This is a genomic window from Lysinibacillus contaminans, from assembly GCF_001278945.1.
In the GTDB taxonomy this organism is placed as follows: Bacteria; Bacillota; Bacilli; order Bacillales_A; family Planococcaceae; genus Lysinibacillus; species Lysinibacillus contaminans.
In genome coordinates, this window is the sequence record NZ_LGRV01000003.1 from 1,732,841 (window position 1) to 1,758,431 (window position 25,591).

Here is a 25,591-nt window from a genome sequence, read left to right on the forward strand (position 1 = left end):
GTATAATTAATGTTCATACAAAAAGCCACAAAATGTTGATTTTGAACTGCTCCCTGTCAAGTAGACAGCGGAAATAATAAAAATACTTTAAGCGGCTTGAACCCTGTATTCTAGAGGGCTTAAGCCGTTTAATTTTTCTTGGTAACGTTCGTTGTTATAGAACTTGATGTACGTATCGATGGCGTGCTTTAATGCTTCAAACGACTCGAACTTATATAAATAATACTTCTCTACTTTTAAGGTTCCCCAAAATGCTTCAATAGGACCGTTATCGATGCAACGTCCTACTCTAGACATACTGTGAATCATTTCTGCTTTATCCATGATTTGCTTGAATTCTTTCGATGTATATTGGTAACCACGATCGCTATGTAAAAGAGGGAATTCATTCTCGTTTAATGTTCGTATAGCGGGTCTTACCGTCTTAAAAACTAGGTCATTATTATTCGAATGCCCCAATACGTAACTCACAATGGACTTATCATAGAGATCAATAATCGCACTTAAATAAGCCTTTTTCCCTTTGCCATACTTAAACTCTGTGACGTCTGTACACCACTTTTGATTCGGTTTTTCTGCAGTAAATTCACGCGCTAATACATTTTCAGCCACATAATCCGGCTTTACTTTAGGGTACTTTTTCCGGCGTCGTCGAATAACCGCCTCCAAGCCGCAAATTTGCATCAGGCGATAAATTCGTTTCTTATTCACTTTCTTTAAACCTTTGGTTTCGCGTTTGCGATTAATGGTCATCGTAATGCGACGATAGCCGTATATGCCATCTACTTGTGGATATAAATGTTGGATAGACTCCACTAGCTGTTGGTTTTCCAGTTCCTGCGCAGCTGGTTTACGATTTAACCATTTGTAGTAAGCTGCTCGGGATACCTTGGCGATTTTACATAATAAAACGATTGATAAGTTTTCATTCTTCGCTAGTTCTTGAATCGCCATATACCGGTTTTGAATACGAATTCTACTTAACGACGCCTCCTTTCGATTTCCTCTAACTTTTTTAAAAGTAAATTTTCTGCACGTAATCGTTCATTTTCACGTTCCATCTGTTGAATTCTTAAACGTAATTCATCCTCTGGTGTTCGTTCTTCAGCTGGTTTTGTTCGACCACGTTGATCTTGAAGTGCTTCTTCACCATTTTGTTCAAATTTACGTACCCATAGGTAAACTTGTTGGTAAGATACCTCATATTGTGCTGCTGTTTCCTGATAATTTTTGTCACTCGCTAGGCAAGCTTTTACGATTTCAATACGCTCATCTACAGTTGTTTTTCTTCCTTTAGTCATAGTTTGGCTCATTCCTTTACCCGAATCGTTTAATTCACTATGACAAGTATAGATTTTCAACCACTTTTTGAAAACTGATAAACTACTTATCCCGTATTTGGCGAGGATCTCGAACATGGAGTAGTTCTTAGTTAAATAATCTTCTACAGCACTCCGCTTTAATTCCTCTGAGTACACCTTATTTTTCTTAGGTCGAATTAAGGCTTCTACCCCGCCATATTTATACAGAGCACGCCATACTTGTAGAGTTGTCATGTTTACTGAAAACATTGTGCAGATTTCTTCGAGAGTATGACGACCTTCCTCTAAATATTGAAGTGCTAAAATTTTTACATCTGGTGAAAATGATTTTTTAGGCATGAAAAAACTCCCCATTTAATAAACAGATTTTATTTTTTAATCTGTCTACCTAATGGGGAGCATATCATTTAACAACATTTTTGGCTTTTAAGTGTGTCACCAAACTTTCATTTGGGAACGTTATTTAACTGTAAGGTGTATAAGCTATTATCAAAAAAACATGATCCACACAATAATTAGCGTTAATTTTTTTCTATTTATTTAATATTATTTTTTTTCCTGTTGGAAAAGGTTGCAACTTCTCTTTTAAAATATTTTTTAGGATTTTGTATCCTTTAGAACCAGTGCAATGACAAGAGTACATTGAATGAATAGGCATTTCATTTAACTCATTACCAATAATATCAATTTCCTCTTTTGTTTTACCAAGTGTATTAACAATAGGTATTCCGATTAAATGAAATCCTCCTACTATTGCTTCAATATTTTTATTCGGAAATTTCTCCAAAGCGATTTTAGCCATATTTACAATTCCATGATGACTACAACCAGTGAATAAGACAATACCCTCTTCACTTTCTATGACTAACATAATTTCATGATTAAAATTATCCAATTCTTTGTTACTGCCTTTATAAAGGTTTTTTGTATATTCATTTGTCGGGTTTAAAGCAATAATATGAATACCCTTCGCTATTTCAATATCCTTTTGTACAAAACATAATCGATTTCCATAAACTTTTTTTATACTATCTTTTGCTCCTACATTATGATAGTACATTCCTAATTTAAGCCAATGAGGGTCTAATGCATATTGTGATAAATATATTTTTGCATGTTTGTTTATATGGTTTAGATAGCTTAAACCGCCAATATGATCAGAATGCCCATGAGAAATAATTATAGTATGTGCTTTACTTAAATCTATCCCCATAGTTTGTGCATTTTTTATATAAGATTTATCAGGACCCGTATCAAAAATGATATTCATTTGTTCAGTTTCAATATAAACAGATAATCCATGTTTTGCAGTTAAATTATTGTTTTGTTTAGTATTTTCAAGGAGAGCCGTAATTTTCAACTAAAACACCTACTTTCTTTGATTTCTTGCTGAGTATTCTGTTCTTTTGTTTAAGTAAATTACCACTAACTCTTCTTATATTTTAACATAAATATCCAATTTGGTTTTCGAGCGTTATTCAAGGTAATGGTCCGATTGTTGAATAATGAAAATGCACGCAAAGCGAGGTTTGGGGACATACTGATTATAAGCAGCATAATCACACACAAAAAGGACCGACTTTTGTTAAAAGTCGGTCCTTATGTATACGCTATAAAATCTTGTTGCACTAAAGCTCCAATTAGTTGATTAAAAATAACTAATTGTCTTTTTTCTCATCATCAAGTTTTCTTGAACAGTAGAAACATAATTAGATTGCCTTTCTTTAAGCCAGAGTAATCAGTTCCTTACTATTATTCTGCTGACCTACGATAGTTAAGATTACTTTCCCTTTAGATTTTCCAGTTTCTACATAATTCATTGCTTTTGTAGCTTCTTCAAACGTAAAGATTTTATCAATCGTTGGTTTAATCTTCCTTGATTCCAGAAGTTCTGTTAATACTTGTAACTGTTGTCCGCTATGCTTCATGAAAAGAAAAGTGTATTCCACATCGTGCTTTTTTTCTAAACTAGTTAACTTAGCACTTGCTAATGAGAGTAACATTTTTTTAAAATGTCCCAGTCCCATTTCCTTTGCAAAACGACCATTTGGGGTACCAGAGATTGAAACAATCTTCCCACCTTTTTTTATTGTCAGAAATGACTTCTCTAATGTTGATCCCCCAATAGTATCAATTACTGCATCATAATTCTTTATAATGTCTTCAAAGTTTTCTGTTTTATAATTAATAACTTCATCTGCACCAAGTGATTTTGCTAAATTGCTTCCCTCACTAGCTGTAGTTGCAACATAGGCTCCCATTTCTTTTGCAAGTTGTATAGCGAAAGTTCCTACACCACCAGAACCAGCATGAATTAAGATTTTTTGATTATTTTTAACCTTCAAGATGTCGTAAAGAGCCTGGTAAGAAGTTAAACCAACCAAAGGGATAGATGCAGCTTCTTCAAAGCTAAGATTTTTAGGTTTTATCGCAATATCATCTTCATGAACTGATAGGTACTCTGCAAATGTGCCAATCTTGTTAGAGCGGGGACGACCATAAACTTCATCGCCTACACTGAATTTTGTTACATCTTTTCCCACTTCAATAATCGTTCCCGCAAAATCGTTTCCTAATGTCAATGGCATATCGTAATGCAGCAGTAGTTTCAATTCGCCCTTTCGTATTTTTGTATCAAGTGGGTTAATACTCGCTGCATGTATTTTAACTAATACTTCATTATTACCTACTTTGGGTACTGGTCGCTCAATAAAAGTAGGCTCTTTCTTGTATGCTTCTATTGCAAATGCTCTCATCACAAAACTCCTTTTTACTTGAATGAAATTACTGTTTACATAATTCTTATTTCCTTAAGTTTTAACGATTCCGGATTTCTTTTTTCATCCTTCAAGGAGGAACAATTTCCCCTAAACATTTTTTAGTTTAGGGGAAACTTAATTGATTATTACGGCTGATTTTTAATCATGTTCTTCATTCAAGAACGGGTAATCCGTATATCCTTCCGCCCCACCTGTATACATTGTATTTCGGTCAGGTTCGTTTAATTGCGCATTGACTTTCAAGCGCTTCACAAAATCCGGGTTTGCGATCAACCAAGTTCCTACAGTTACAACGTCAGCCAGTTCATTATCCAAGTCTACTGTTAATTTATCTAAAGGGCGTTCTGCTCGGTTAACGAGAAGTGCTTGTGACCAAAGCTTACGTATTTCTTGTAGTAATGGTTCGTTTCCAAAGTGCATGACGTGAAGATAGGCGAGCTTGAGCTTATTTAACTCCGCAATTAGATAATGGTACATATCAATACTTGTTTCTCCCTCTTCTATACCGTTTAGTGTACCTTGAGGTGAAAAACGAATACCCGTACGTTCGGCCCCAATTTCTTCAACAACCGCTTTAGCTACTTCAATAGCAAATCGAGATCGGTTTGCTATTGAACCACCGTACGCATCTTGACGATGATTAGAGTTTTCGCTTAGGAACTGCTGAATTAGGTAACCGTTAGCCCCATGAATTTCGACACCATCGGCACCTGCTTCAATGGCTGCTCGTGCTGCCAAACGAAATTCATTGATTACATCTTTAATTTCTCCTTCTGTTAACTCTCTAGGAGTAGGAATTTGCTTCATGCCTTGTGCAGTGAAAATTTCCACATTAGGAGCAATGGCTGAAGGAGCAATGGCTTGACGGTGATGTGGTGTGTTATCTGGGTGTGATACACGCCCTACATGCATCAGTTGAATAAATATTTTACCACCTTCGCTATGAACTTTAGATGTTACTTTTTTCCACCCTTCAATGTGAGCTTTCGTATAAATGCCTGGTGTATTTGTATACCCTTGCCCATCATCAGAAGGTTGAGTACCTTCACTTATAATTAAGCCAACAGACGCACGTTGACCGTAATACTCAACTGCTAAATTACTAGGTGTACCATCTTTTAAGGCACGACTTCTTGTCATAGGTGCCATGCCTATACGGTTCTTTAAATTAATATTTCCAATACGCACTTCATCAAATAGCTTACTCATCATTAATCCACCCTTCTGTTTGTTATGACACTTATAGCGATGTAGTATCTAAAAATGAATTAACATTTTCAGCAAATAATTCTGAGAACTGAAACAGGTGACCATGACCAGAATCAGGATAAATAATCAACTGAGCATTTGGTAAATGTTCAGCTAGAATATAACTATTTTTTGTTGGTACCATTATATCTTCAATCCCGTTGGTCACAAGTACAGGATGAGGAATATTTTGCAACCACTCGTAATTATGATCAGTCTTCGGTTGGGCCCATTTTGCAATGGCTTTTAGTTGAGCTGCTTGTACTTGATCTGAGCTTTCAACCTGTTTCTGATTCATGATTCGTTGTAGAGACTCCATTCCAGCAGCTTTACTTGTTTCAGTTGAACGGTAGAAGAAGAACATGAAATCATCTAAAGCATCGTTTGCATTACCTCCGTGACGATTCATTCTCTCAAATATTACTGGATCTGGATTTACTCCAGCTTCTGGAGACGAACCAGCTATAATAATACGGCGAATGAGGTGTCCTTCTTGTAAGGCTAATTCTTGAGCCACCATCCCACCAATTGAGAAACCTAGAAGATCCACTTGATTTAGACCAAGTGCTTTAATAAAAGTAGCAGCGTCTTGTGCCATTTCTGTTATCGTTTCTGGTGTTCTACCATTTGTCTCTCCAACTCCTTTATTATCAAAAAGGATCACTGGTCTTTCTTTTGCAATTGGAGCAAGCATGCTAGGATCCCAATTTTCCATCGTCCCTCTAAAATGAACAAGGAATACGACAGGTGTACCTGATTCTGCACCAAATTTTCTATATGCAAAACGTGTTCCATTCGCCTCAATAAATGTTGATTCTGTTGGAATTGTAAATGTTGTCATATAAATTCTCCTTAAATTTTTTATTTTTTATAAAAAAGTCTTTTTTAGAACGAACATTCTAGAATGGAGAAAGAAAAAAGAAAGCTATTCTAACACTTTCAAAATTAAATCAATAATGCTTTCTAATTCCTTTTTTGTATAATTGGTTTTAACTAATACTCTTAAACCAATAAGGTTATTATGCAGAAATTGAGCAGTAACTTGAGTATTAAAATCATTTTTAAATTCGCCTTTATTTTGCCCCTCTTTTAAAAGTTTATTGAATATCTCTTCTGTATCGTTAAACATTTTAGTAGTTAAAAGCTGTATGTCTTTATCTAACAAAGACAACTCTACAGCCGTATTAACTGCAAAACAACCTGCTGGATAGATTTCTAATTCAGCTAAATTGACTACATACTCAAAAATCTTTCTAATAGCTATCTTCACTGTTGAAGAATTGCTTATAATTTTAGTTAATTCTTCTGCAACAAACACTTCATAAGATTTTAAAGAAGCTAGGAATAACGAGTGCTTGTCACCAAATGTATCATAGATACTTCTACGATGGATCCCCATGTGGTTAACCAAATCTTGCATCGATGTTTTTTCATATCCTTGCTTCCAAAAAAGTTCCATCGCTTTTTTTAGAACTACTTTTTCATCAAATTCTTTATTTCTAGCCATCTCAATTCCTTCTCCCTAAAGAATAAAAAATCTTTAACAGTCTTTTTAGACCGAACGTTCTACAAAGCACACTACACTATATAGAATGATTAGTAAAGTATTGAGTTTTGGATAGTATCTTTTGAAATATACAAATTATCTCTTGTCATACAGAGAGGTAGACCTTTGAATTTTTTCGCCAGTATCAGTTTTTTTGTGGATCTTTCCACATCTTCACCATATTCCTTCAACTCAAGCATAATGATTTACATCACCTACGAGGCTAGGCTTTCGTCAGCCGAACTGTTACGGTAAAATCTTACGCATTTTCGCCGAACTTATAACATTTTCTTATCAACCCAAGTGCTATTCGACTAAGATATACCCCTTCCATAAGCAACAGACCGTCGCACCATATAAACGCTCAAATGACACACTAACGGTGATTCATCTCTTTCAAAAAGACTTTTACCATAGGCGTTTCTGTGGACGTTTATTCAGCTGCTATACTTTTTGTCAGACCGGCAATACATTATTTGTATGCAGAATAGGCTACAATGGGATCCTGACTGAGGAAGCCCGCACTTGATACCAATACTTTTTCTTATTTCTTCAAACTCTTGCCTTTGGACACCAGCATTCTATTTAATTCGCATATAATTTATTCAGGTCAAGCTGCCTTTTCGTCCATACAAGCGTAAATAATAAGATTAACTCAAAAGCATTTGTAATTGCATTACTTCCAATATCAAATGAAACAGCACTGCCAATTGTCATGATTACTGTACCAATGAACATCCATGGCCATTTTGTCTTCCACCATAGCATAATGCCAACAATTAATAGGGCCATTAATACCATAAGAATCATAATCGGAGGACCGCTTGCTTCTTCGGCCGAGGAATAACTTAATGCTCCGTATTCTTCCGAAGCCTGTAAAACCAGTCCGTTCAATTCTGTCGTATATTCAATAATCATAGCGGAAATTGTATATAGGACGCCAATCAATAGAACCCATGATTGTTGGGCCCATTTAATTTTTGCCTCCCCCATAGACGTTATAGAGAATAATATGAGGGTCGGTGTAAAGAGGGCGTGGAACCAAAAACGTAGTAAGTTTAAGGTTTCAAGAAAAGTTCCTTCTCCAATAAAAGTGCCAAGTGCATAAATAGCATTATCGTAAATAAGTGCTGCTACTACAAAAAAGATTACACTCGATAAAGTCCATCTTCTATGTGTCCGTAAGCCCCAAAAAAGTAAAATTACGTAAGCTATCGCAAATAAACCGAAAATTATCGAATCCATCTAACCACCTCCAATATCTATATACCCAATGAAAGCCTGTTTCTGCTTATAGAGAGCTACACTTTGTACATTGATATTTCTCTTCAACTGCTTTTATGTATCAATAAGCCAAATAGTCAAATGATAAAAATGAATATCAGCGAAAATTAGATCGTTTGTTTGTATCCGACCCAATTAATAAAGATGTAGTTATTTTAATATCAAAATTAGTAAAGTCCTTAGATTTAAAATTAATTATTGAGGGTGTAGAAAAAATTGAACAAATAGGGGCATCGGTTGGTATTGTACTTCTTATTGAAACCTTGATTTGGAGAAAAACAAAAAAGTAATTTTGTTAAGTTAACAGGGGCGTTCGTATTTGTTGAATACCTGACAATTTAGTACAGTTACTTAATCAGTACCTTATTTTCTCCCCCATTTATGCATAATAAGATTAGAGTGTATAACTCCTATAATAGGATTTTCTAAAATATCTATAGTTACCTCTGTATCATGAGGGATTAAATACAATCCAAAGGAATCTCCATCTTGATAGTTTAATCCAGCTGTACCAGACTCGTATATTTTTAAAGTAAAAAGGTCGTCTACCCTTACGTTTAACGACACCGTTCTTTTAAGGTATATTTAATGAGAAAGAGGCACCAATTAACTATCTGTTAAAATGAACTATAAAAAATTATCCCATTTTGTTGAGGTGAAAGAATGGAGAAGATCAAGTTTTCCAACACGGGTTTTAAAGTAACATACCGTTCCGAAGAAATAATTTTTTTACCGAGGGAATATCGATTATTTAAATTTTTATATCAAAATCCCTCCCGAATTTTTTCAAGGGAAGAACTCTTGGACGCTGTTTGGTCAATGGAAGATCCAGTCGATAGAACTGTAGATGACCATATTTATAGAGTTAGAAAAAAAATTGAATACCTTTCATCCGTGGTTGAAATTGAAACAATCAGAGGTCAAGGATACCTTCTGTCAATGAAAGAGGTACATGAAAGTCCATTATTAAAGGACAACGAGGTATCCACACAAGTTAAAAGCCTTTTTCACAAATATCATCTCTACGGACAGGGCGATGCCCTAAAGCTTTTAGAAGAAAATCAGAATGTATTCGGCTTCCACATCGATTTGCCTAACCTCCTTTATCTCCACTTCATGAAAGGAGATTTCAGCTGGTTCCTTGAGGCACAGGAAATCACATTTTGGGAAAAATGCTTTTATTTATTACACATCTATTCATTTATTGAATTAGATAAGATGAAATGCCTTGATTACTTTACGTGTGCTTTATCTGCCGAAGAAATACCTGAATATCAACGATTAGAAATGAAATTGTTAAGTCGCCTATCATTATTAATTTACACAAAACAGCTCGATGAAGCAGCTACCCTTCTTCATCAATCTAAAAAAGAGATTGATGAAAAAAACATCGAAGGATTCATACCGTTGATCTTCCTTTCAGAACTATATCTTGCCTTACTTCAAAAGGACCTTCAAGAGATAGAGGTAAGGATGGAAGAAACGAAAAAATACCTCGTAAATTATCCTTATCTAAGAGAAAATGCGAATTTTTCAATTGTTAAAGGTATTTATTGCCTTCTTAAAAATAATGAATCTAAAGCTGAAGATCATTTTGATGAAGGATTTCAGCTACTCCAGAAGGCTAAATTCATACCTGGGGTGTTAATGAATATAAATATGATTCTGTTTTACTTAGACGAGTTTGGATTGCATGGAAGACTACAAACTTACTATCTAGAATTAAAGAAAAAGCATCTACAAGAGTACAAATTAAATGAATTACATAGCAAAATCGAACTTCAGTTAAAATATCACTTAAAATAATTGCTCCAAATTTTTTTATTTCCGTTTCCTCTGATAGTCCTCTGATAATTACTCGTTATGCTCATTATTAGAGACACTAACGTGGGAGGATTATTTATGAATAAAGAAATATCAATATGGCGCAATGGCAATTTTATTAAATTCTTTTCTGCTAATACTTTAGCCAACTTAGGAAACTGGTTTGATTTTGTTGGGGTACTTATCTTATTCAGGTATACATGGAAGGCTGACCCGATGCTGATTGCTCTAATCCCTATCATGTATGCCATTCCTAGTATACTTTTAGGACAATTTGCAGGCGTATTTGCAGACCGAAGAAATAAGCGAAAAATCCTTATCTATTCTAACTGGTTTCGTGCAGTGTCAACTTTATTGCTTGTCTTTACACCTACACCCTGCTTGCTTTGCCAATCCTGTTTTTACGAAACACTGCGGGAGTGATAAGCCTTCCTGCACAGCAGGGATTGATGAGAAATATTGTTGATGAAAAAAACATCATGCAAGCAATTACTATTAATGGAAGTCTGTTTCAATTGGTTAAAGTGATTGGCCCGCTAATGGGAGGTTCAGTGGCAGGAATATTTTCTCCAAATGTTTCCATTTCATTAAATGCTATAGCTTTCATGATTTCTGGAATACTCCTTACACGAATCAAGGTACAAGAAATCGAAACAAGTGTAGAAATAGAAGCTACACAATCAGGGTTTCTAAGTTCTTGGAAGGAAGGTTGGCAGATTGTTTTAAATAGCAAAACTCTTTTGGCAAGTATCATATTTGGGATATTCAGTGTCCTCACAATACAAATGATCGACGCACAGATTGTAACTTTGTTCAGTGAAGTGTTCCCTAACAAACCTGGGTTTACCGGTTGGGCTATTTCAGCTATTGGCATCGGATCGCTCTTTGTGGTCATACTTCTAAACAAACTTAAAAAAATCTCAAAATTTGGTTGGTTTTTCGGTACCGGGAGCCTTCTAATCGGTGTCATGACTGTAGGTTTTGGATTCCTATCGGACTACAATTTCATAGTACTTGCAATCTTTCTTTCTATTATTGGCGGGATTGGAAATGGGTTAACTTTTACTGCCGTAAATTACATTATTCAAACTGAACCACCCAAGGAAGCTATAGGAAGGGTTACCGGTATAATAGATTCCTTAATGAGTATCCTTTTTATTGCCGGACCGCTTCTCGGCGGACTATTAATAACACAATTAGGGGTACTAACCGCCTTTAAAACAATCGGTCTGGCACTATCCATTATTGGTATGGCTGGTATATTCCTGCAAAATCTCATCTGGAAGCAAAACAAATCTGCAAAAGTACAAATTGAAGTTAAAGTTAAAGTTAAAGTTAAAGAGGGAAATGAATCGTGTTGAAGTGTGGGAATGTTTTCAATAATATTGAAAATGACCTGTACCGGATACAAACACAATTCAGACAATCAACTATTTTACTTTTTAAACTAACTTCAACCAAGCGACAGCTTCACAATGTTTGGAGTGTATGAACACGGTTAGTTAATTATACAGATCTGGCTCCTATTAAGCGTGGTTTTAGGAGGTATTTAATTATTGAAAGGTAACCTTTCATAAAAGAATGTTATTCAATAATATGACCCTATAATGAAAACGAGCGCTGATTCTTGTTACAGAATCGCGCCCGTTTTGCGGATATATGAAAATTGATTAACCCTCAACAAGCCCATAGTATTTATAAAGTTTATCTTCTGATTCTACGAGTAAAATTGGTCCTCCAATTTCTTCTTTTTCTTTAACCGAAAAGACTTTTGCACCAACAGGCAATTTGTTCGACATTTCGTCTTCAAAGTTTGTATCAGTATCGTTTTTTGTTTTTATTTCTCCTACCTGCTCGTCTTTTGTTAATGTTGTTTCTTCAACCCAATCAATTCCAGTCTGATAAATCACTCCATTGAACTGAAATATATCGGCTTCAGGATCTAATTTTAAAATCTCTTCCGCATTAGGATTTTCAGGTGTATAAATCTCTACTTTACCTTTATCCGATGAATTAGAACATCCAACAGCAGTTAATAAAACGAAAATAACCAAACCAAAAAATAATCTTGACACTTTCACGTTATCCCTCCTTGGATTGTTAGACGGATAAAGGTTAATTAAGTTACCTATTTGTTCTGTTAAATGGCCCGATCGTAATATGAGGTTAGCCAGATTTTTCTGGTTGACCTTTTTCTTTTAGGTCTTATTATAACGGTAGTCGGGGTAGAACGTCTGGCCCGTGGGACTTGATCCCGTCCGCAAAACTGTTCACCCCCTACTTGTATAAACATGTTTCGAGCTGGTTGGGACAAGGATCCCGTTTAACAAGCGAACCTATGACATTACAAGCAGCTTTAGGGGTTACCGACGAATTTAGTTTTCTTAAGGAGGAGATTTGATTATGAATCCAGTCGTAGGTCTGGATGTTTCAAAAGGAGAAAGTCAGGTTCAAGCCTTTTTAGATAAAGGCAAACCATATCGTAAGAGCTTTAGTATTAAACATACTCTTGATGGTTTGGATGGTTTATTAGGATTTCTAAGGGATATAGAGAAAGTGGCTGATGGTAAGCAACCTTCGGTTATTTTAGAATCTACAGGTCAATATCATATGCCTATCATTCAATTTTTGGAGGAGCAACAATACGTCTATATTATTGTAAACCCACTTATCTCTCATCGTGCTAGAAGTACAAATTTACGCAAAGTAAAGACCGATGCCATTGATGCCTATCATCTATGTGAACTATATTACAAGGAAGAGTTAGAACCATATAAAAAAAGAGGCATACAACTCTTAAATCTTCGTAATCTCACTAGACAACAAGAAACCGTATCAAGTACGGCTGCACAAACAAAGTTACAGCTACAATCAATATTAGATCAGGTATTTCCTGAATATAGAGGTGTCTTTGGGAATCTCTACTCAAAAATCTCGTTACAGATTCTATCAATCTTCCCAACCTCCAAAGAGGTTTTAAGTGTTAACGAATTAGATCTTACTAATAAAATTGCGGAATTATGTACAACCCGTTCAGAAAAATGGGCAAAAGAAAAAGCAATTAAATTGAGAGAAGCTGCATTACGTAATCCATTTCAAAACAACTTATACCAAAGCCATATCTTTAACCTAAGAATGTTTATTAACATTGTTCTTCAATATCAAGAGCATCTATCAAAGTTAGCAGCAGAAATAGATGCCCTCGCTAAAGAAATTGAAGAATATGAAATAATCCAGTCTATCCCTGGAGTTGGAGAAAAGATTGCGGCAACAATCATCTCCGAAATAGGAGAGATAGAGCGGTTTAATCATCCTAAAAAGCTAGTAGCATTCGCTGGGATAGATCCTAGCGTTTACTCTTCTGGTAGGTTTACTGCTTCAATAAATCGCATAACCAAAAGAGGTTCTAGCAGGTTAAGACAAGCGTTGTTTATGGCTGTACAATGCGGTATAAGAGATGCACGTAAGCAAAAAACAAGTGATGAAATAATCCCTAGAAATAAGAAATTAAGAGAGTTCTACGATAAAAAACGCGAAGAAGGAAAACCTTTTAGAGTAGCAATAATTGCTTGTGCTAATAAGCTTTTACATTGGATTTATGCCCTACTTAAAAGGAAGATGACCTTCCAAAATACAGATTAAAAAGAAATAACTAATTACATTAAATAAAACCTTCCAATTTTATAGGAAGGCTTATTTGGTATACCCTTTTTTAGTATATCATGTAGGTTTTAATTTTTTTATTGAAAAATCTTGACAACTATTAGCTGGTTTTGTGGTACAAAAAAATTTGCAATACTAGATTTTTGATCCGACCTTATTATAAAAAATCATACTTTTTTATTAATGATAGAACTTTCTTTCAAAGCCAAAAAGGACTGTACATATTTGATGTGTATAATATCTCCAATCCTTTTATTTTCATATACTAAAGCATTATGACCCTAAGATAATATCAATATAGGATTTTTAATCAAACTTTATTATAAATGATCAATCTTTTTTATAAAACTATAATAATTACACTTGTTGTTCTCGTAGTACGTGCTTTAATACTTTCCCAGACGGATTTCGGGGTAAGTCTTTTACGATTTCTACAATATGAGGCACCTTATATTTGGCTAATTTAGTTTTCGCAAAATCGATCACTTCTTGTTCTGTGATTGACCCCTCATCTACAAGTGCAATAATAGCTTTCGGGACTTCTCCATATACTTCATGCGGTATACCAATAACTGCTGCATCTAACACTTGAGGGATTTGATATAGTACATTTTCCACCTCTATTGGATAAATATTTTCGCCACCACGAATAATCATATCCTTTTTTCGATCGACGATATATAAATAACCATCGTCATCTAAACGCCCTAAATCCCCCGTATATAGCCAGCCATCTATGATTACTTTTTTCGTTTCTTCTTCATTCTTCAAATAACCCTTCATAATTTGAGGCCCTTTAATACAAATTTCCCCAACTTGATTTGAAGGTAATTCTTGACCCTCAATATCTACTATTTTTATCTGTGTCCGTGCTAACGCTTTACCGACTGAACCTACCCGTTCTAAAGCTGCATCATCCGTTAATGAAGTGCCTCCTGGGGTACTTTCTGTCTGACCATAAAGGTTTTGAATTTCAATGTTTGGAAATGATTCTTTTAATTGTTTAATAACTTCATGTGGCATCGGCGCTGAGCCATACGCAAACTTTCTCACATGCTCGAATTGGTAATTAGCCATATCCTTTTTCCCTAAAAGGATAGAGTACATTGTTGGCACACCTGTAAAGATTGTAACTCTTTCTTTAGTGATGTTCTGTAATGTTCGATCTGGAGAGAACGCTTCGTCAATTACAAGCGCTGCACCACCACACATTGTCCCGACACCAATGACATGTAAACCTGCACAATGGAATAAAGGAATGGAGATATACACGCGATCTGTAGGTCGATATTGAAGGGCTTCACTCCAAATTTCTACTGCATTTACAATATTGGCATGTGATAACATAACTCCCTTAGGCCGTCCTGTCGTTCCTGATGTATATAAGATAGAAGCTGTATCTTGTGAATCAATTTCTATAGGCGTAAACGTATTTGGTCCATCGATGATTTCTCGAACCTGTTGACGATTCAATTTCAATTCAAAATCATAATCAATTTGCTCAATCGTTTCACTTAATCTTTCATCATAGATCAAACCTTTAATTTCTGAATGATTAAAAATATAATCTAACTCAGGAGGTGCTAGTTTTGTATTAATCGGTAGAATAGTAAGGCCAGCTAATTGCACACCATAATATACGGTCATAAAAAGATCGGAATTTAATAACATTAAACCGATGACATCACCTTTTTTATAGCCTTTTTGCTGAAAGTACCCTGCAATTTTTTGGACATTTGTATACAAGGAATCATAGCTTGTTTCAATACCTTCAAAAACAAGTGCCGTTGCTTGTGGTGTCTGCACTGCATGATTTTTCAAAATATCCGTAACCAAATTCGAGCGACTTGTTATACTAACAGTGTTATCTTTTAACATCCGTACCCCTCCTAGTAAAAAATACCAACAAATTAAAATTAACACATAAAATAGAGAATAGTAAACACTATGTAGAAATATTTAGATTTTTCCTGAAAAAGCAATTCATCATCTAAATTCCTCTGAGTGATTTCATATGTGTTAATTAAACAATTTTAACCATTGCTATTAAAGAGGGATTTTCTTTAATGAAATAAAGCATACAAGCAATGTTCTTAATGATTTGAAAACTTATGCAAAAGTTAACTATCGAAATGAAATAAATTATGTACTAGAGCAAGCAGTTTCTGAGGGGAAAATTAATAAAAAGGCATCAAGAATAATCTTCTCGATGCCTTTTTGTCGACACTCTGAGCAGTACCACCACTATAACTTTGATGGTACTGCTCTATTGAGTGACAAGTGTTTTGCTAATTAGAACGTACTTGCTAACTTAATAGCTTTTTCAAGCCCTGCAGCAATAATTTCTTCTGCTTTATCTGGGAATTGGTTGTGACCTTCAATCACTACTTTCTCAATATCTTTTATACCGAAAAAGCCCATCATATTTGCTACATATTTAACGGCCATTTCCATTTCAGATGCTGGTCCCGTAGAATATACACCGCCACTTGCATTTAGTAATGCAATTTTCTTATTTCCTAGAAGACCTACTGGACCCTCTGGCGTATATTTAAATGTTTTGCCCGCACGATTTAAGTAATCAATATATGTGTGTAGGACAGCTGGGATTGTTAAATTCCATAATGGGAAACCAAAAACAACTTTATCAGCTGCAAGGAATTGATCTAGATATTTATCAGCAACAGCTACTGCTTTTGCTTCCTCTTCTGTTAAATCAAGTTCTCTACTAGCTTTAAATGTACCGTTAATCATATCTACGCCTACATAAGGCAATTCTTCATTATACAAATCCAACTCTACTATTTTATCAGTTGGATGTGATTCTTTATAGCTCGCTAAAAAAGCATCATATAGTTTCACACTCACTGATTGTTCTGCTGGACGATTGTTTGCTTTTACAAATAAAACTGTTGTCATTCTTTTTTCCTCCTGTTGTTAACTCTTATGTTGTGTTATTTTGATTTCTTATTATGTTTACAATTTCTTTTTAAAACTATACTCCATATCACCATCCATGGCTGCAGGTGTATCACCGGTTTTTCTAAAATCATGTGTATGAATTTCTTCAAACGGACCAAAATTTACTTGCTTATAAATTTCATAACAAGGGAATCCGTCATGTGTACCGTGAATATCGCCAGTACCATCTTTTTTGACATGTACAGTTAATAGATAATCAGCGGGAGGTGCATATACGTTTAGTGGGTTGCTCGCACTAGCACTCATTTGGAACGTGACGTCATCCTCTCCCCATACAATATCTGTACACAAAATCCGTTCCGTACTAGCTTGTCCTGTTCTTTTAGTAACAGACCCATCTGGAGTTGTGATTCTTTCTGTTGTTATGCCGGTATTCGCATATGTGAAAATTTCTTTTTTATAAAAATCTACAACGACTTCTTGTTCAATTCTAGAACGCATAGTGTTGACAGCAAATGGTGTAAATTCACGTGAGTCACCTTCGAATTCGATTATGTTTCCTGTTTGAGTATCTTTCTTCGGTTCAGTCCATGCCATTGGAATAAATGCACTTGCTCTAAATTTAACGATAGTATTCATGAGATACACCTCTATAATTTTCAATATTTTCTTGGATAATCATATTGATCCATTTAGCAAAACAGATTGCAATTTCTTTTGTATAAATAAAGCTTTACTTTTAATATTTTCTGCTTGTAAACTGCTACTTAGTATATATATCTAGATTGTCGTTTTAAAACTGTATTCCATTTCCCCAGCTAGTGCTGCTGGAGTGTCATTAGTTTTTCTGAAATCATGTGTATATATTAATTCAAATGGACCAAAATCTGTTTGTTTATAAAATTCATAGCATGGGAACCCATCATGTGTACCTTTGATTTGTGCAACACCACTCTTGTTAACATGTATAGTTAACAAATAATCAGCCGCAGGTGCTGCTGCATTTAAAGGATTGTTTGCACTTGCACTCATTTCAAAAGTAACTTCATCTGTGCCCCACACAACATTGGTACATACTATATTTTCCGTACTTGTTTTCCCTTTTTTATAATCAATAGAACCATCTGGATTTGTAACTTTTACAGTTACGATACAAGCACTTTCAAATGTGAAAATTTCCTTTTTATAAAAATCAATAATCACTTCTTGCTCTAATCTTGAGCGCATTGTGTTTACAGCATATGGTGTAAATTCTCGTGCATCACCTGTATATTCAAAAAGCTTTCCTGTTGTAGGATCTTTAATAGGTTCCAACCAAGCATACGGTGCAAATACGCTACCTCTAATTTTGACGATGTTAACCATGTGAAACCTCCAAAATTTATTAAATTTGTTACGGTGAAGCCGATTTCTTTCAAACTCAAAATATAGTCAACTTGATTGACTATATTTCGTATAGTAGAATAACATTCGAATAAAGTCAACCAAGTTGACCTTATTTAAGGAGGCTTTATGTATGAATCATAGTGTATTTAATGAATTAGATCTTACATCACTTTTATCATTATCCTTTAGTGCATCAATTAATGAACTACATGTCAGATTGAGTGAATTGGGATTTGGAGATATTAGACCTGTCCATGGTTTTATGTTTAAATGCATGACTCCAAATGGAGCAACAGGTATAGAAATAGCTGAATACTTAGGAATTACAAAGCAAGCTGTAAGTAAAATGGTGGATTATCTTGAGAAAAGTGGTTATGTGATGAAACAAGCTCACCCCACTGATAAAAGAGGAAAAATTATTGTTTTGACTGAACGAGGTTGGTTAGTAGTGAAAGCAAAGGAGGAGATCCTAACTGAGATGGAACAACGCTTGATTGAAAACATAGGTGCTGAACGACTGCACATGCTCAAAGAAGATTTAAAAAAATTAGTTTATGAAACAAATGAAGGAAAATTACCATCGATGTTCAAACCCATTTGGTAACAATAGATCTTATAAAGTGAATTTGAATCTGAACACTTTAAAAGCACAACAAATCACATTTCCAAACGTGGCTCAACTAGGATTCGTCACATGCTTTACACAGCCGTTCGCTGTTCGATTCGAGATAGTCGTATAAAGTAGCCATTATAACTTGTGTTAATAAGCTTTCACACTGAATTTATGCACTATTAAAAACAAAAAAAACGTTCCAAGAAACTATTTAGCAACAGCATTTTCAAACAACACAAAAAACCTTCCGCACTGAATGAGGAAGGTTTCTTGTGTTGTGCATTTTAGTATAACATTCTATTAGCTGATTAGTTGAATAGGAACAATCTTTTAGAAAACACCCATCGTGTTTTCAATCTTTCATGATAGTACTAAGCTAGTAAAACATTTGTACCATTAGAACCTTCTTTTAATTGACCTGGTCAATAATTTCTTTGATTTTTTCTGCAGATGAAATTGTGTAAATTGTATGCGTTTCATTAGCATTCATAATCGCTGCTGTATCATCTTCATTGAACCATAAGAAATAGAGGTCGTTTTCCAATTGGATGCGGTATTGTGGATCTACTATGTTCGCGATTCCAATGAGCTTCACAGCATCCTTAAATAGTTCTTTCAACAGTGCCAGTTCATCAGGGTTCGTGATTGTCAGGAATGGGCTTGGCTTCCCTTTTGATAAATCAGTTGTTTCTTTTTTATCAGTTAGTAAGTACGCCTTCAGGACTTCCTCATTCTCCCCCGTAAGCTCTCCATAACCATCATCTCCTATAACCTCAACCTTGCCATTTTCTAGCCAAAAATAATAATTCAATAAATATTCTGGTTGATTTTCATCATAGTCGATTAATAATGTCATCTGAGCATCTGGTTCTGTTAGTTGTTCCTTCTTTACGCCAACTTGCCACTCTACTTGCCCAAATATCCTTTGAAATGCTAATTTATCCGCTGCTTTAAAACTTCGTTCCTCATCTCGGATTATTGCACCGTCTAAAAAACGCAAATCCTTCTTTTTATCTGACTTGTCAAATACCTTAGCAATTTGCTTCTTCACCTTTACTTCGCTATTTTTCACAATCTGACCGGCCATTTCATCTGCAGTGACAACGGTTAAGGGCTCATTTCGTACAACGATTTTCTGTACATCATCGATTACCTCATTACCCACCACATTATAATAACCTGATGTCAATTTTGTTTGAACGTACGTGCCATCAGTTAAATAATAATCGGCAATCATTTGTAGTTCCGTTACAATTTGCTCCCCATTTTTCGTAATTTTCATTAGCGAGTTACCGTACAAATACCCATCATCTGTTTGTGTCATAAATGACTCAACTTCAGTCGTCGAGTCCAAGGCAACGTTTTGGGGCGAGTCCTCTGTAAGGGCAAATACACCGATGCAAGTAAGAATTAACACAAAGCTGAGTAAAACGGCTCGACATTTCCAAGGATTCGGCTTTCTCTTACTTTTTAATATCTGCTCCTTAAGCTCACGGTTATACGGTTCTCGTTGCTCAAGTTCTTTCTCCAATTGCTTCTTCATACAAATCCCCCCTCTCCTCCAACGAATTCCTTACCTATTTGCTCCTTCGCGCGCTTTAATCGTGTATGTACGATGTTCTCAGAGGATTGTAAAATAACCGAAATCTCTCTCCCTTTTGACTCATTGAATTAGGCTGTTTTCGTATAGATTGTTGCTCTCTTAAAAATACTGATTCTGGTTGAATATAATGCATTTTCAGGAGGCGTTAGGGGCATTTTCGATTCATCCGGCTACATACGAGAACGGCTGCAAATCTGATAAAGAGGTTATTCGGCCATTAGAGATATGTACATTCCGTTTGCCAGAAGGCGCGTATCGTTGGATTAAGTTGTGGGATTACTGCGATAAAGGGCGAGTATCTTAGTCATACCTGAGAGAGATGAATGACATTCCCTTAGAAGTGACCTCAATACTCGTTATTTTGATAGGGATTACCATTCCCATAGATGTACGATTCCAATTCTTTAACCTTGTTCCCATCTAATTGTCGTGTGATTCCGAATGTTTCGCCCTTCCCATCGTAATTTATTACAATGTCGAGATCGTGAAGTAATTCAGTGAAATACTTGAAAGTCTGTTTTAAGTCGTCGTTAAACCTTGTTCTATCAGATTCTAGCGTGTCCTGTCTCGATAAAACATACTCAAGATGTCCCATCCAAGCTCGAACCCCGTGCAAGTTATCAATGTCCTTTTGAAGGTCGCCGCCTTGAATCCGAAAATATTTCATTTCCGAAGCGAATTGGCTTGCCTTTGTATAATATTCGTTCACGTCGGTTGTTTTGACTATATCTTCGGCGTGATAGGCAATCCAAGCTTCCAAGGTTGGTTCGATTCCATAATTGTTGAAACCTTCAGGAGTTGAAATGTCCTTCCACAACTTCGGGTTGTTGACTTTAGTTTCTTCTTTTTCATCCGAAGCAATGCCTGCCGTTACAAAATAAATTTTTTCCCCTTGAATACGCTTCAAAGTATTATAGTCATCATCAACTGTTGAAAAATCACCTTTTTCCCAACGTTTTAGTATCTCTAAATATGTTTCATCGTGCTCGAATTCATAATCATTATTTTCTTCTACTATTTGTATCAAAATGTCGATTCTTTCTGGTGTTGCCCAAATTGAACCTTCTTTTATATCAGGAACGATCTTTTGGTGTATCATCTTTTGCATCACTTCTTGTACTAGATTCTCATCAAACGTTCTATCTCCACTTTTCCATTCGTCAATCATCTTGGCCTGAATAGCATCTACCCAAGATAAGTCTGTACCCTCTGATACAAGCTTTTCTTTTTCATTCTCCGCAACTTTAGAAACTTCTTTTCCGTATTTCTTTTCCATAATCAAAAACGTACCACCTATACTCAACAACGCCGTTAAAACAACTACACCTATAACATAAGTCCACTTCATTTTTCCCACCGCCCATATTAACAATTTACACCAAATTATCATATATGCTCCATTGTGTAAACAACAAAAGTTTTATTCACTCTCATACACTATAGGTCACATAACAACGGAATCAGGCGGTAACAATCCTTGTCGTACCGAATATAAAGGAGAACAACTCCCTTTTAGCTCTGTTCATATAATTTGTTGTCTTTCAATGTTTTATTTAGCAACAAACTTTAAGAAAACAGCCTTGAATTAATATAAAATAACAGGTGTGTTGATTATGAAAATAGTAGATTGTTACTTACTGAAAAAATGGTTATTTTTATATTCACTACTAACATAAGTACCTACATTTTTTTGTTGATTGTAGCGGAGGGTGCTCGAGTACTCCTGCCGCTTCGCTTTCGTTGTAGAGCAAAACTCCCTGTTGGTATGCAAGCAGCCGAGACCCTAGACGGAAAGCGAGCATCCAGTAGCGGAAATCACTTTTAATAGTAATGGTGAAATAGTAGAAAAGTGCATTTAACTTGCTAAAAACATACTTATTTTACCAGTAAATCCATATACAAAGATTGTTAAAAACTAATTCTTCACTTAAAAGTACGTTTCTTTGACTTATTATTTCAAATAAAGTACTTTAATTAAAGTAGTTAAATTTAATTAAGGTGGAATTTGTTTTGAAAATGTTTTTAAAAAATAAAACGATAACAGGCGGAATTTTCATGCTTGTGTTTTACCAGATTGTCATGATAGGCATTTTTATGTACGGTTATAGTGCAGTGCCTAAAAATGTAACAGAATTAACAGTTGCGATCGTCAATGAAGATACAGTCATGGGTGACTCGTTCGTTCAACAATTAGAACAAGGTCTTCCATTTAACGTCAAAAAAAATCTAACGCTTAGTGAAGCACAAACTGATTTAGAAAACCGTGACATTCATTTAGTCGTTCATATCCCAGCAGATTTTTCGGAAAATATAAAAGAAGATGGGAAACAAGGAAATCTTGAATTCTTTATAAACGAATCCAATCCAACACTTGTGGCAAGCTCGATGCAGTCAATTGCAGCTGAAGTCGGCGCACAAATTACAACTCAGGTACAGACGCAAAGCTTTGTCGGGGCGTTTACTGCGATGAATGTACCAGCTGAACAAGCTACTCAAATGGTAACAGGAATCATGGAGAAAATTTCAGTCGATGTAGAAAAAACAAACAAGCAGCCACTCGGGATGCATAATCAAATGGCACCAATGTTCCTAACGATGGCTATGTATGTTGGGGCAATGATTTATTCAATGATGAGCGTAACAGCATTAAATGAAGTACGCCAATCTGTAGGTAAATGGAGAGCATTCTTCTCATTACAGCTAACGAATATCGTCATTGCAATAGTTGCACCACTTGTTGGTGTGTCGATTTACTTTATTGTACAAGGTTATGGAATCGAAACATTCTTGGGCGTTTGGATGGTACACGCACTGCAAATATTCGCATCCATTCAATTTACAACGATTGCCTGCTTATTACTTGGCCCAAGTGGTATGTTGCTAAATATTCCTTTGCTTCTTACACAAACGATTGCCAACGGTGCAACAATCCCATACGAAATGATGCCTGGTGTCTTTAAGTTCGTTAGCCATATTTCACCTATGTTCTATTCGGTTCACCTAGACTATAATTTATTCTTTGGTGGTGGGACTACAGGTTCATATGCAGTGGGTCTCGTGCTCGTTGCTCTTGGGGCACTCGCTATTAATGCGATGATCCACCAGTATAGACACTACAAACCAGTAACAAAGCCAGCTCAAATCATGTAAAATAGACGATATAGTCATTTTATGAAAGTTGTTTGATGAGAGGGGTAAAATCTAAATGTCTATCCAAATATTTATTCTCGGTGCCTTAACTGAAGGGGAACATAGCCCGTACGATGTTAAGAAGAAAATTGTAGAGGTCCTCAATAACAAAATTGAAAAAGCGAGTGAAGGTTCGCTTTATTACCAATTTGATGTGCTATGTAAAAAAGGATATATTGAAAAAAAAGAGGTCGTACACAGCGACAATCGCCCGAATAAAACCCTCTATGGTATTACAGCTGCAGGTCGAGATAAACTGATAGAAGATATTTATGCCGAATTTCAAAACTTTACGAGCGTACCTGCTCTCTACACATCTTTATTATTTTCAGATGTAGTAGACAAACAAAAGCTTAGTTATTTAGTTGAAGAATGTATTCAGAAGTTAAAGAAAAGATCTAACGATTCGGTCATCAGTAATGCCCATTTAATCCCAGAAAATAAAAAGAAATCGATTGAATTGATTTCAAATCATATATTGGATTATCTAGAAAAGGACATTCACTGGATGGAAAATTTGTTACTCTACCTCAGAGAGCAAGAAGATTAAACCACATTATTTCCAATAAAAAAGGACAACTCTCAGTTTGCGCGAACTGATGGTTGTCCTTTTTTGCTATTTCTATCGGAATGGATATATGTATATGTAAATTCAGTCACTCGGAAAAATAACTAATGTCATAATAATGCATAAATTCACTTCAAATACCTACCAAGAGGAAAACTATCGGCCATTTCCGTGTACAGATTAGCTACTTTACGATGAGGTTGAGCGACTTGGCGCCGAGGTTGAGCGACTTGACATCGTGGTTGAGCGACTTGAGGTCGAGGTTGAGCGACTTGACGATGAGGTTGAGCGACTTGGGGCCGAGGTTGAGCGACTTGGCACCGAGGTTGAGCGACTTGGCGCTGAGGTTGAGCGACTTGGCGCCGAGGTTGAGCGACTTGGCACCGAGGTTGAGCGACTTGGCACCGAGGTTGAGCGACTTGGCACCAAGGTTGAGCGACTTGGCACCAAGGTTGAGCGACTTGGCGCTGAGGTTGTGTGAGAACTTTCATTTTAACCAAAATGCAGAATGTGTCTTGTCATTCTTCACTCAAATAGTTTGATACTATAATGCCTCATTGATTTTGGTATTCCTTTCAACTCAAGTACCCCACTATATACTAAATGCCTCACCCTATATTCTAAAAACCAAATATTAATGATCTCATCCATTTGTGTTACTAGTTCCCCAAGTACTGTTCCAGTCTTTATAAAATCTTTGGTTATTTGCTCATTATGTAACTTTTCTACGGTACGGATAATGTGTGTATCATAGTGATTTTCTGGAACTCCTATTATTTCCTCATTCACCCATAGACGTAGAACTTCTTCCGTTTTCGACAATGTTTCCCATTCCTTCTGAAAAATTAGACGCTCTTGATCTGTTAATGGTTTAGAACCATTGTTAAATACTAATCTTAAATCCTTCGACTCCATCTGACTTGTATGGAAAATAGGCTGCTCTTCATTTTTCGAAGTGCTAAGTTCAGTAGTGTTTACCAAAAAGATGTCATTTTCTTTATTACGCAATACGTATAGGAAAAAACGAAGGCCTACTTGTTCATCGACATTATCCCCATACCAAATGTAAATCGGCACTTCACCTGAGATATCCTCTATCTCACGCAATGTGTTTGCAAATTTATTTTGATATTCATAATCATCCTGCTCGTCGTTGATATTTTCAACTAACCATTCATTGCGGGATGCTTGACCTATTTTTTCATCCAGTTTCCATAATGGTCCAATTGAAAAAGTGTCTGGAAATCCAATCACCTGTTTAGGCGGGGCAAGTGCTGCTCTTACTGAACCCGCTGCCGACTCGGAAGAAACGATATGAACCGCACTTGTTGCTCCTTGGTGTTGAGAGGCAGTTTGAGAATGACGATATTGTTGAATGTGATGATTGATAACTTCTACCATTTTGTTCATATCCTCTTGTCTAAACCAGTAACTTCTTCCTTCACGTGGTTTACTTTCTTTATGATGAAACGTTTCAAAATCTTCACCTGGATTCAATTCAAACGTCTCCCATTTATCACTTTCACTCAAATTCGATACACTTAAATAATTTTGCACTTCAATTTCATAAACCAAAACTATACTTGGCTCCATCGAAAAATAAATGAATGGAAAATTTGCTTTAAATTTCATAATAATCAACT

The 25,591-nt window shown here is 35.7% G+C and carries 23 protein-coding genes and 1 pseudogene; 9 read left to right on the plus strand and 15 right to left on the minus strand.

Annotated elements, in window-relative coordinates; translation table 11 throughout:
- Positions 1-87: 87 nt before the first annotated feature.
- The 7 genes from AEA09_RS19620 to AEA09_RS10710 all read right to left on the minus strand — a co-directional run bounded on the left by AEA09_RS19620 (position 88) and on the right by AEA09_RS10710 (position 8,141).
- A protein-coding gene (locus AEA09_RS19620) for an IS3 family transposase (RefSeq protein ID WP_156312143.1) occupies positions 88-1,661 on the minus strand; the annotation gives its coding sequence in 2 pieces (ribosomal slippage) (positions 88-1,022 and positions 1,022-1,661; 1,575 coding nt in all).
- Positions 1,662-1,854: 193 nt separating this feature from the next.
- A complete protein-coding gene (locus tag AEA09_RS10685; protein ID WP_053583821.1) occupies positions 1,855-2,682 on the minus strand; it encodes an MBL fold metallo-hydrolase in 828 nt (275 codons plus the stop codon).
- A 364-nt stretch (positions 2,683-3,046) separates the two neighbouring features.
- On the minus strand, positions 3,047-4,078 hold the full coding sequence (locus tag AEA09_RS10690) for an NADP-dependent oxidoreductase (RefSeq protein ID WP_053583822.1): 1,032 nt from the start codon (positions 4,076-4,078) through the stop codon (positions 3,047-3,049).
- A 162-nt stretch (positions 4,079-4,240) separates the two neighbouring features.
- The gene (locus tag AEA09_RS10695; protein ID WP_053584688.1) at positions 4,241-5,311 is read right to left on the minus strand and encodes an alkene reductase; all 1,071 of its coding nucleotides are present in this window, start codon (positions 5,309-5,311) and stop codon (positions 4,241-4,243) included.
- 31 nt (positions 5,312-5,342) lie between these two features.
- A complete protein-coding gene (locus AEA09_RS10700) occupies positions 5,343-6,191 on the minus strand; it encodes an alpha/beta fold hydrolase (protein ID WP_053583823.1) in 849 nt (282 codons plus the stop codon).
- 84 nt (positions 6,192-6,275) lie between these two features.
- Complete coding sequence (locus AEA09_RS10705; protein ID WP_053583824.1) at positions 6,276-6,857, minus strand: TetR/AcrR family transcriptional regulator; 582 nt, start codon at positions 6,855-6,857, stop codon at positions 6,276-6,278.
- A gap of 624 nt (positions 6,858-7,481) precedes the next feature.
- On the minus strand, positions 7,482-8,141 hold the full coding sequence (locus tag AEA09_RS10710) for a hypothetical protein (protein ID WP_053583825.1): 660 nt from the start codon (positions 8,139-8,141) through the stop codon (positions 7,482-7,484).
- A 702-nt stretch (positions 8,142-8,843) separates the two neighbouring features.
- On the opposite strand from AEA09_RS10710, the gene AEA09_RS10715 reads away from it, so the two are divergent.
- The 3 genes from AEA09_RS10715 to AEA09_RS10725 all read left to right on the plus strand — a co-directional run bounded on the left by AEA09_RS10715 (position 8,844) and on the right by AEA09_RS10725 (position 11,365).
- The gene (locus AEA09_RS10715; RefSeq protein ID WP_053583826.1) at positions 8,844-9,986 is read left to right on the plus strand and encodes a winged helix-turn-helix domain-containing protein; all 1,143 of its coding nucleotides are present in this window, start codon (positions 8,844-8,846) and stop codon (positions 9,984-9,986) included.
- A 96-nt stretch (positions 9,987-10,082) separates the two neighbouring features.
- Positions 10,083-10,427 carry an MFS transporter gene (locus AEA09_RS20490; protein ID WP_053583827.1) on the plus strand — a complete coding sequence of 115 codons (345 nt, stop codon included), beginning with the start codon at positions 10,083-10,085 and terminating at the stop codon, positions 10,425-10,427.
- The gene (locus tag AEA09_RS10725) at positions 10,424-11,365 is read left to right on the plus strand and encodes an MFS transporter (RefSeq protein ID WP_281176720.1); all 942 of its coding nucleotides are present in this window, start codon (positions 10,424-10,426) and stop codon (positions 11,363-11,365) included. Before AEA09_RS20490 ends, AEA09_RS10725 begins: the two co-directional genes overlap by 4 nt.
- A gap of 309 nt (positions 11,366-11,674) precedes the next feature.
- Here AEA09_RS10725 and AEA09_RS10730 read toward each other — a convergent pair whose 3' ends face one another.
- Positions 11,675-12,085: a hypothetical protein gene (locus AEA09_RS10730; RefSeq protein ID WP_053583829.1), complete on the minus strand. Its 411-nt coding sequence runs from the start codon at positions 12,083-12,085 to the stop codon at positions 11,675-11,677.
- Between the two features lie 322 nt (positions 12,086-12,407).
- On the opposite strand from AEA09_RS10730, the gene AEA09_RS10735 reads away from it, so the two are divergent.
- Complete coding sequence (locus AEA09_RS10735) at positions 12,408-13,646, plus strand: IS110 family RNA-guided transposase (RefSeq protein ID WP_053582568.1); 1,239 nt, start codon at positions 12,408-12,410, stop codon at positions 13,644-13,646.
- Positions 13,647-14,024: 378 nt separating this feature from the next.
- On the opposite strand, the gene AEA09_RS10740 is transcribed toward AEA09_RS10735, so the two are convergent.
- The 4 genes from AEA09_RS10740 to AEA09_RS10755 all read right to left on the minus strand — a co-directional run bounded on the left by AEA09_RS10740 (position 14,025) and on the right by AEA09_RS10755 (position 17,954).
- Entirely contained in the window at positions 14,025-15,545 is a 1,521-nt protein-coding gene (locus AEA09_RS10740; protein ID WP_053583830.1) for a class I adenylate-forming enzyme family protein, read from the minus strand.
- A gap of 414 nt (positions 15,546-15,959) precedes the next feature.
- Positions 15,960-16,586, minus strand: a complete 627-nt coding sequence (locus AEA09_RS10745) for an FMN-dependent NADH-azoreductase (protein ID WP_053583831.1) — start codon at positions 16,584-16,586, stop codon at positions 15,960-15,962.
- 57 nt (positions 16,587-16,643) lie between these two features.
- Positions 16,644-17,228, minus strand: coding sequence for a DUF3238 domain-containing protein (locus AEA09_RS10750; protein ID WP_053583832.1), 585 nt, complete (start codon positions 17,226-17,228; stop codon positions 16,644-16,646).
- 141 nt (positions 17,229-17,369) lie between these two features.
- A complete protein-coding gene (locus tag AEA09_RS10755) occupies positions 17,370-17,954 on the minus strand; it encodes a DUF3238 domain-containing protein (protein WP_053583833.1) in 585 nt (194 codons plus the stop codon).
- A gap of 151 nt (positions 17,955-18,105) precedes the next feature.
- Between AEA09_RS10755 and AEA09_RS10760 the strand changes: the two genes are divergently transcribed.
- Positions 18,106-18,579, plus strand: coding sequence for a MarR family winged helix-turn-helix transcriptional regulator (locus tag AEA09_RS10760; protein ID WP_053583834.1), 474 nt, complete (start codon positions 18,106-18,108; stop codon positions 18,577-18,579).
- A 24-nt stretch (positions 18,580-18,603) separates the two neighbouring features.
- Positions 18,604-18,755, plus strand: a pseudogene (locus tag AEA09_RS20325) (IS110 family transposase); the annotation flags it as partial.
- Positions 18,756-18,997: 242 nt separating this feature from the next.
- Here AEA09_RS20325 and AEA09_RS10765 read toward each other — a convergent pair.
- Both AEA09_RS10765 and AEA09_RS19965 read right to left on the minus strand, forming a co-directional pair.
- Positions 18,998-20,131, minus strand: a complete 1,134-nt coding sequence (locus AEA09_RS10765) for a YhfM domain-containing protein (RefSeq protein WP_053583835.1) — start codon at positions 20,129-20,131, stop codon at positions 18,998-19,000.
- Positions 20,132-20,537: 406 nt separating this feature from the next.
- Positions 20,538-21,539, minus strand: coding sequence for a DUF6241 domain-containing protein (locus AEA09_RS19965; RefSeq protein WP_156312147.1), 1,002 nt, complete (start codon positions 21,537-21,539; stop codon positions 20,538-20,540).
- Positions 21,540-22,207: 668 nt separating this feature from the next.
- On the opposite strand from AEA09_RS19965, the gene AEA09_RS10775 reads away from it, so the two are divergent.
- The 3 genes from AEA09_RS10775 (at position 22,208) to AEA09_RS20640 (ending at position 24,429) form a co-directional block, all read left to right on the plus strand.
- Entirely contained in the window at positions 22,208-23,341 is a 1,134-nt protein-coding gene (locus tag AEA09_RS10775; RefSeq protein ID WP_245622867.1) for a YhgE/Pip domain-containing protein, read from the plus strand.
- A 55-nt stretch (positions 23,342-23,396) separates the two neighbouring features.
- The gene (locus AEA09_RS10780) at positions 23,397-23,930 is read left to right on the plus strand and encodes a PadR family transcriptional regulator (protein ID WP_053583838.1); all 534 of its coding nucleotides are present in this window, start codon (positions 23,397-23,399) and stop codon (positions 23,928-23,930) included.
- A 256-nt stretch (positions 23,931-24,186) separates the two neighbouring features.
- Positions 24,187-24,429: a hypothetical protein gene (locus tag AEA09_RS20640; protein ID WP_053583839.1), complete on the plus strand. Its 243-nt coding sequence runs from the start codon at positions 24,187-24,189 to the stop codon at positions 24,427-24,429.
- A gap of 44 nt (positions 24,430-24,473) precedes the next feature.
- On the opposite strand, the gene AEA09_RS10790 is transcribed toward AEA09_RS20640, so the two are convergent.
- Positions 24,474-25,580: a DUF1835 domain-containing protein gene (locus AEA09_RS10790; protein ID WP_053583840.1), complete on the minus strand. Its 1,107-nt coding sequence runs from the start codon at positions 25,578-25,580 to the stop codon at positions 24,474-24,476.
- Positions 25,581-25,591: the final 11 nt, after the last annotated feature.

What these genes read in the sequence shown, in the direction of transcription:
- AEA09_RS10690 (WP_053583822.1), bottom strand. Translation starts at nt 4,078, where the DNA reads ATGAGAGCATTTGCAATAGAAGCATACAAGAAAGAGCCTACTTTTATT.
- AEA09_RS10695 (WP_053584688.1), bottom strand. Translation starts at nt 5,311, where the DNA reads ATGAGTAAGCTATTTGATGAAGTGCGTATTGGAAATATTAATTTAAAG.
- AEA09_RS10700 (WP_053583823.1), bottom strand. Translation starts at nt 6,191, where the DNA reads ATGACAACATTTACAATTCCAACAGAATCAACATTTATTGAGGCGAAT.
- AEA09_RS10705 (WP_053583824.1), bottom strand. Translation starts at nt 6,857, where the DNA reads ATGGCTAGAAATAAAGAATTTGATGAAAAAGTAGTTCTAAAAAAAGCG.
- AEA09_RS10710 (WP_053583825.1), bottom strand. Translation starts at nt 8,141, where the DNA reads ATGGATTCGATAATTTTCGGTTTATTTGCGATAGCTTACGTAATTTTA.
- AEA09_RS10715 (WP_053583826.1), top strand. Translation starts at nt 8,844, where the DNA reads ATGGAGAAGATCAAGTTTTCCAACACGGGTTTTAAAGTAACATACCGT.
- AEA09_RS20490 (WP_053583827.1), top strand. Translation starts at nt 10,083, where the DNA reads ATGAATAAAGAAATATCAATATGGCGCAATGGCAATTTTATTAAATTC.
- AEA09_RS10735 (WP_053582568.1), top strand. Translation starts at nt 12,408, where the DNA reads ATGAATCCAGTCGTAGGTCTGGATGTTTCAAAAGGAGAAAGTCAGGTT.
- AEA09_RS10740 (WP_053583830.1), bottom strand. Translation starts at nt 15,545, where the DNA reads ATGTTAAAAGATAACACTGTTAGTATAACAAGTCGCTCGAATTTGGTT.
- AEA09_RS10745 (WP_053583831.1), bottom strand. Translation starts at nt 16,586, where the DNA reads ATGACAACAGTTTTATTTGTAAAAGCAAACAATCGTCCAGCAGAACAA.
- AEA09_RS10750 (WP_053583832.1), bottom strand. Translation starts at nt 17,228, where the DNA reads ATGAATACTATCGTTAAATTTAGAGCAAGTGCATTTATTCCAATGGCA.
- AEA09_RS10755 (WP_053583833.1), bottom strand. Translation starts at nt 17,954, where the DNA reads ATGGTTAACATCGTCAAAATTAGAGGTAGCGTATTTGCACCGTATGCT.
- AEA09_RS10760 (WP_053583834.1), top strand. Translation starts at nt 18,106, where the DNA reads ATGAATCATAGTGTATTTAATGAATTAGATCTTACATCACTTTTATCA.
- AEA09_RS10765 (WP_053583835.1), bottom strand. Translation starts at nt 20,131, where the DNA reads ATGAAGAAGCAATTGGAGAAAGAACTTGAGCAACGAGAACCGTATAAC.
- AEA09_RS19965 (WP_156312147.1), bottom strand. Translation starts at nt 21,539, where the DNA reads ATGAAGTGGACTTATGTTATAGGTGTAGTTGTTTTAACGGCGTTGTTG.
- AEA09_RS10775 (WP_245622867.1), top strand. Translation starts at nt 22,208, where the DNA reads ATGTTTTTAAAAAATAAAACGATAACAGGCGGAATTTTCATGCTTGTG.
- AEA09_RS10780 (WP_053583838.1), top strand. Translation starts at nt 23,397, where the DNA reads ATGTCTATCCAAATATTTATTCTCGGTGCCTTAACTGAAGGGGAACAT.
- AEA09_RS10790 (WP_053583840.1), bottom strand. Translation starts at nt 25,580, where the DNA reads ATGAAATTTAAAGCAAATTTTCCATTCATTTATTTTTCGATGGAGCCA.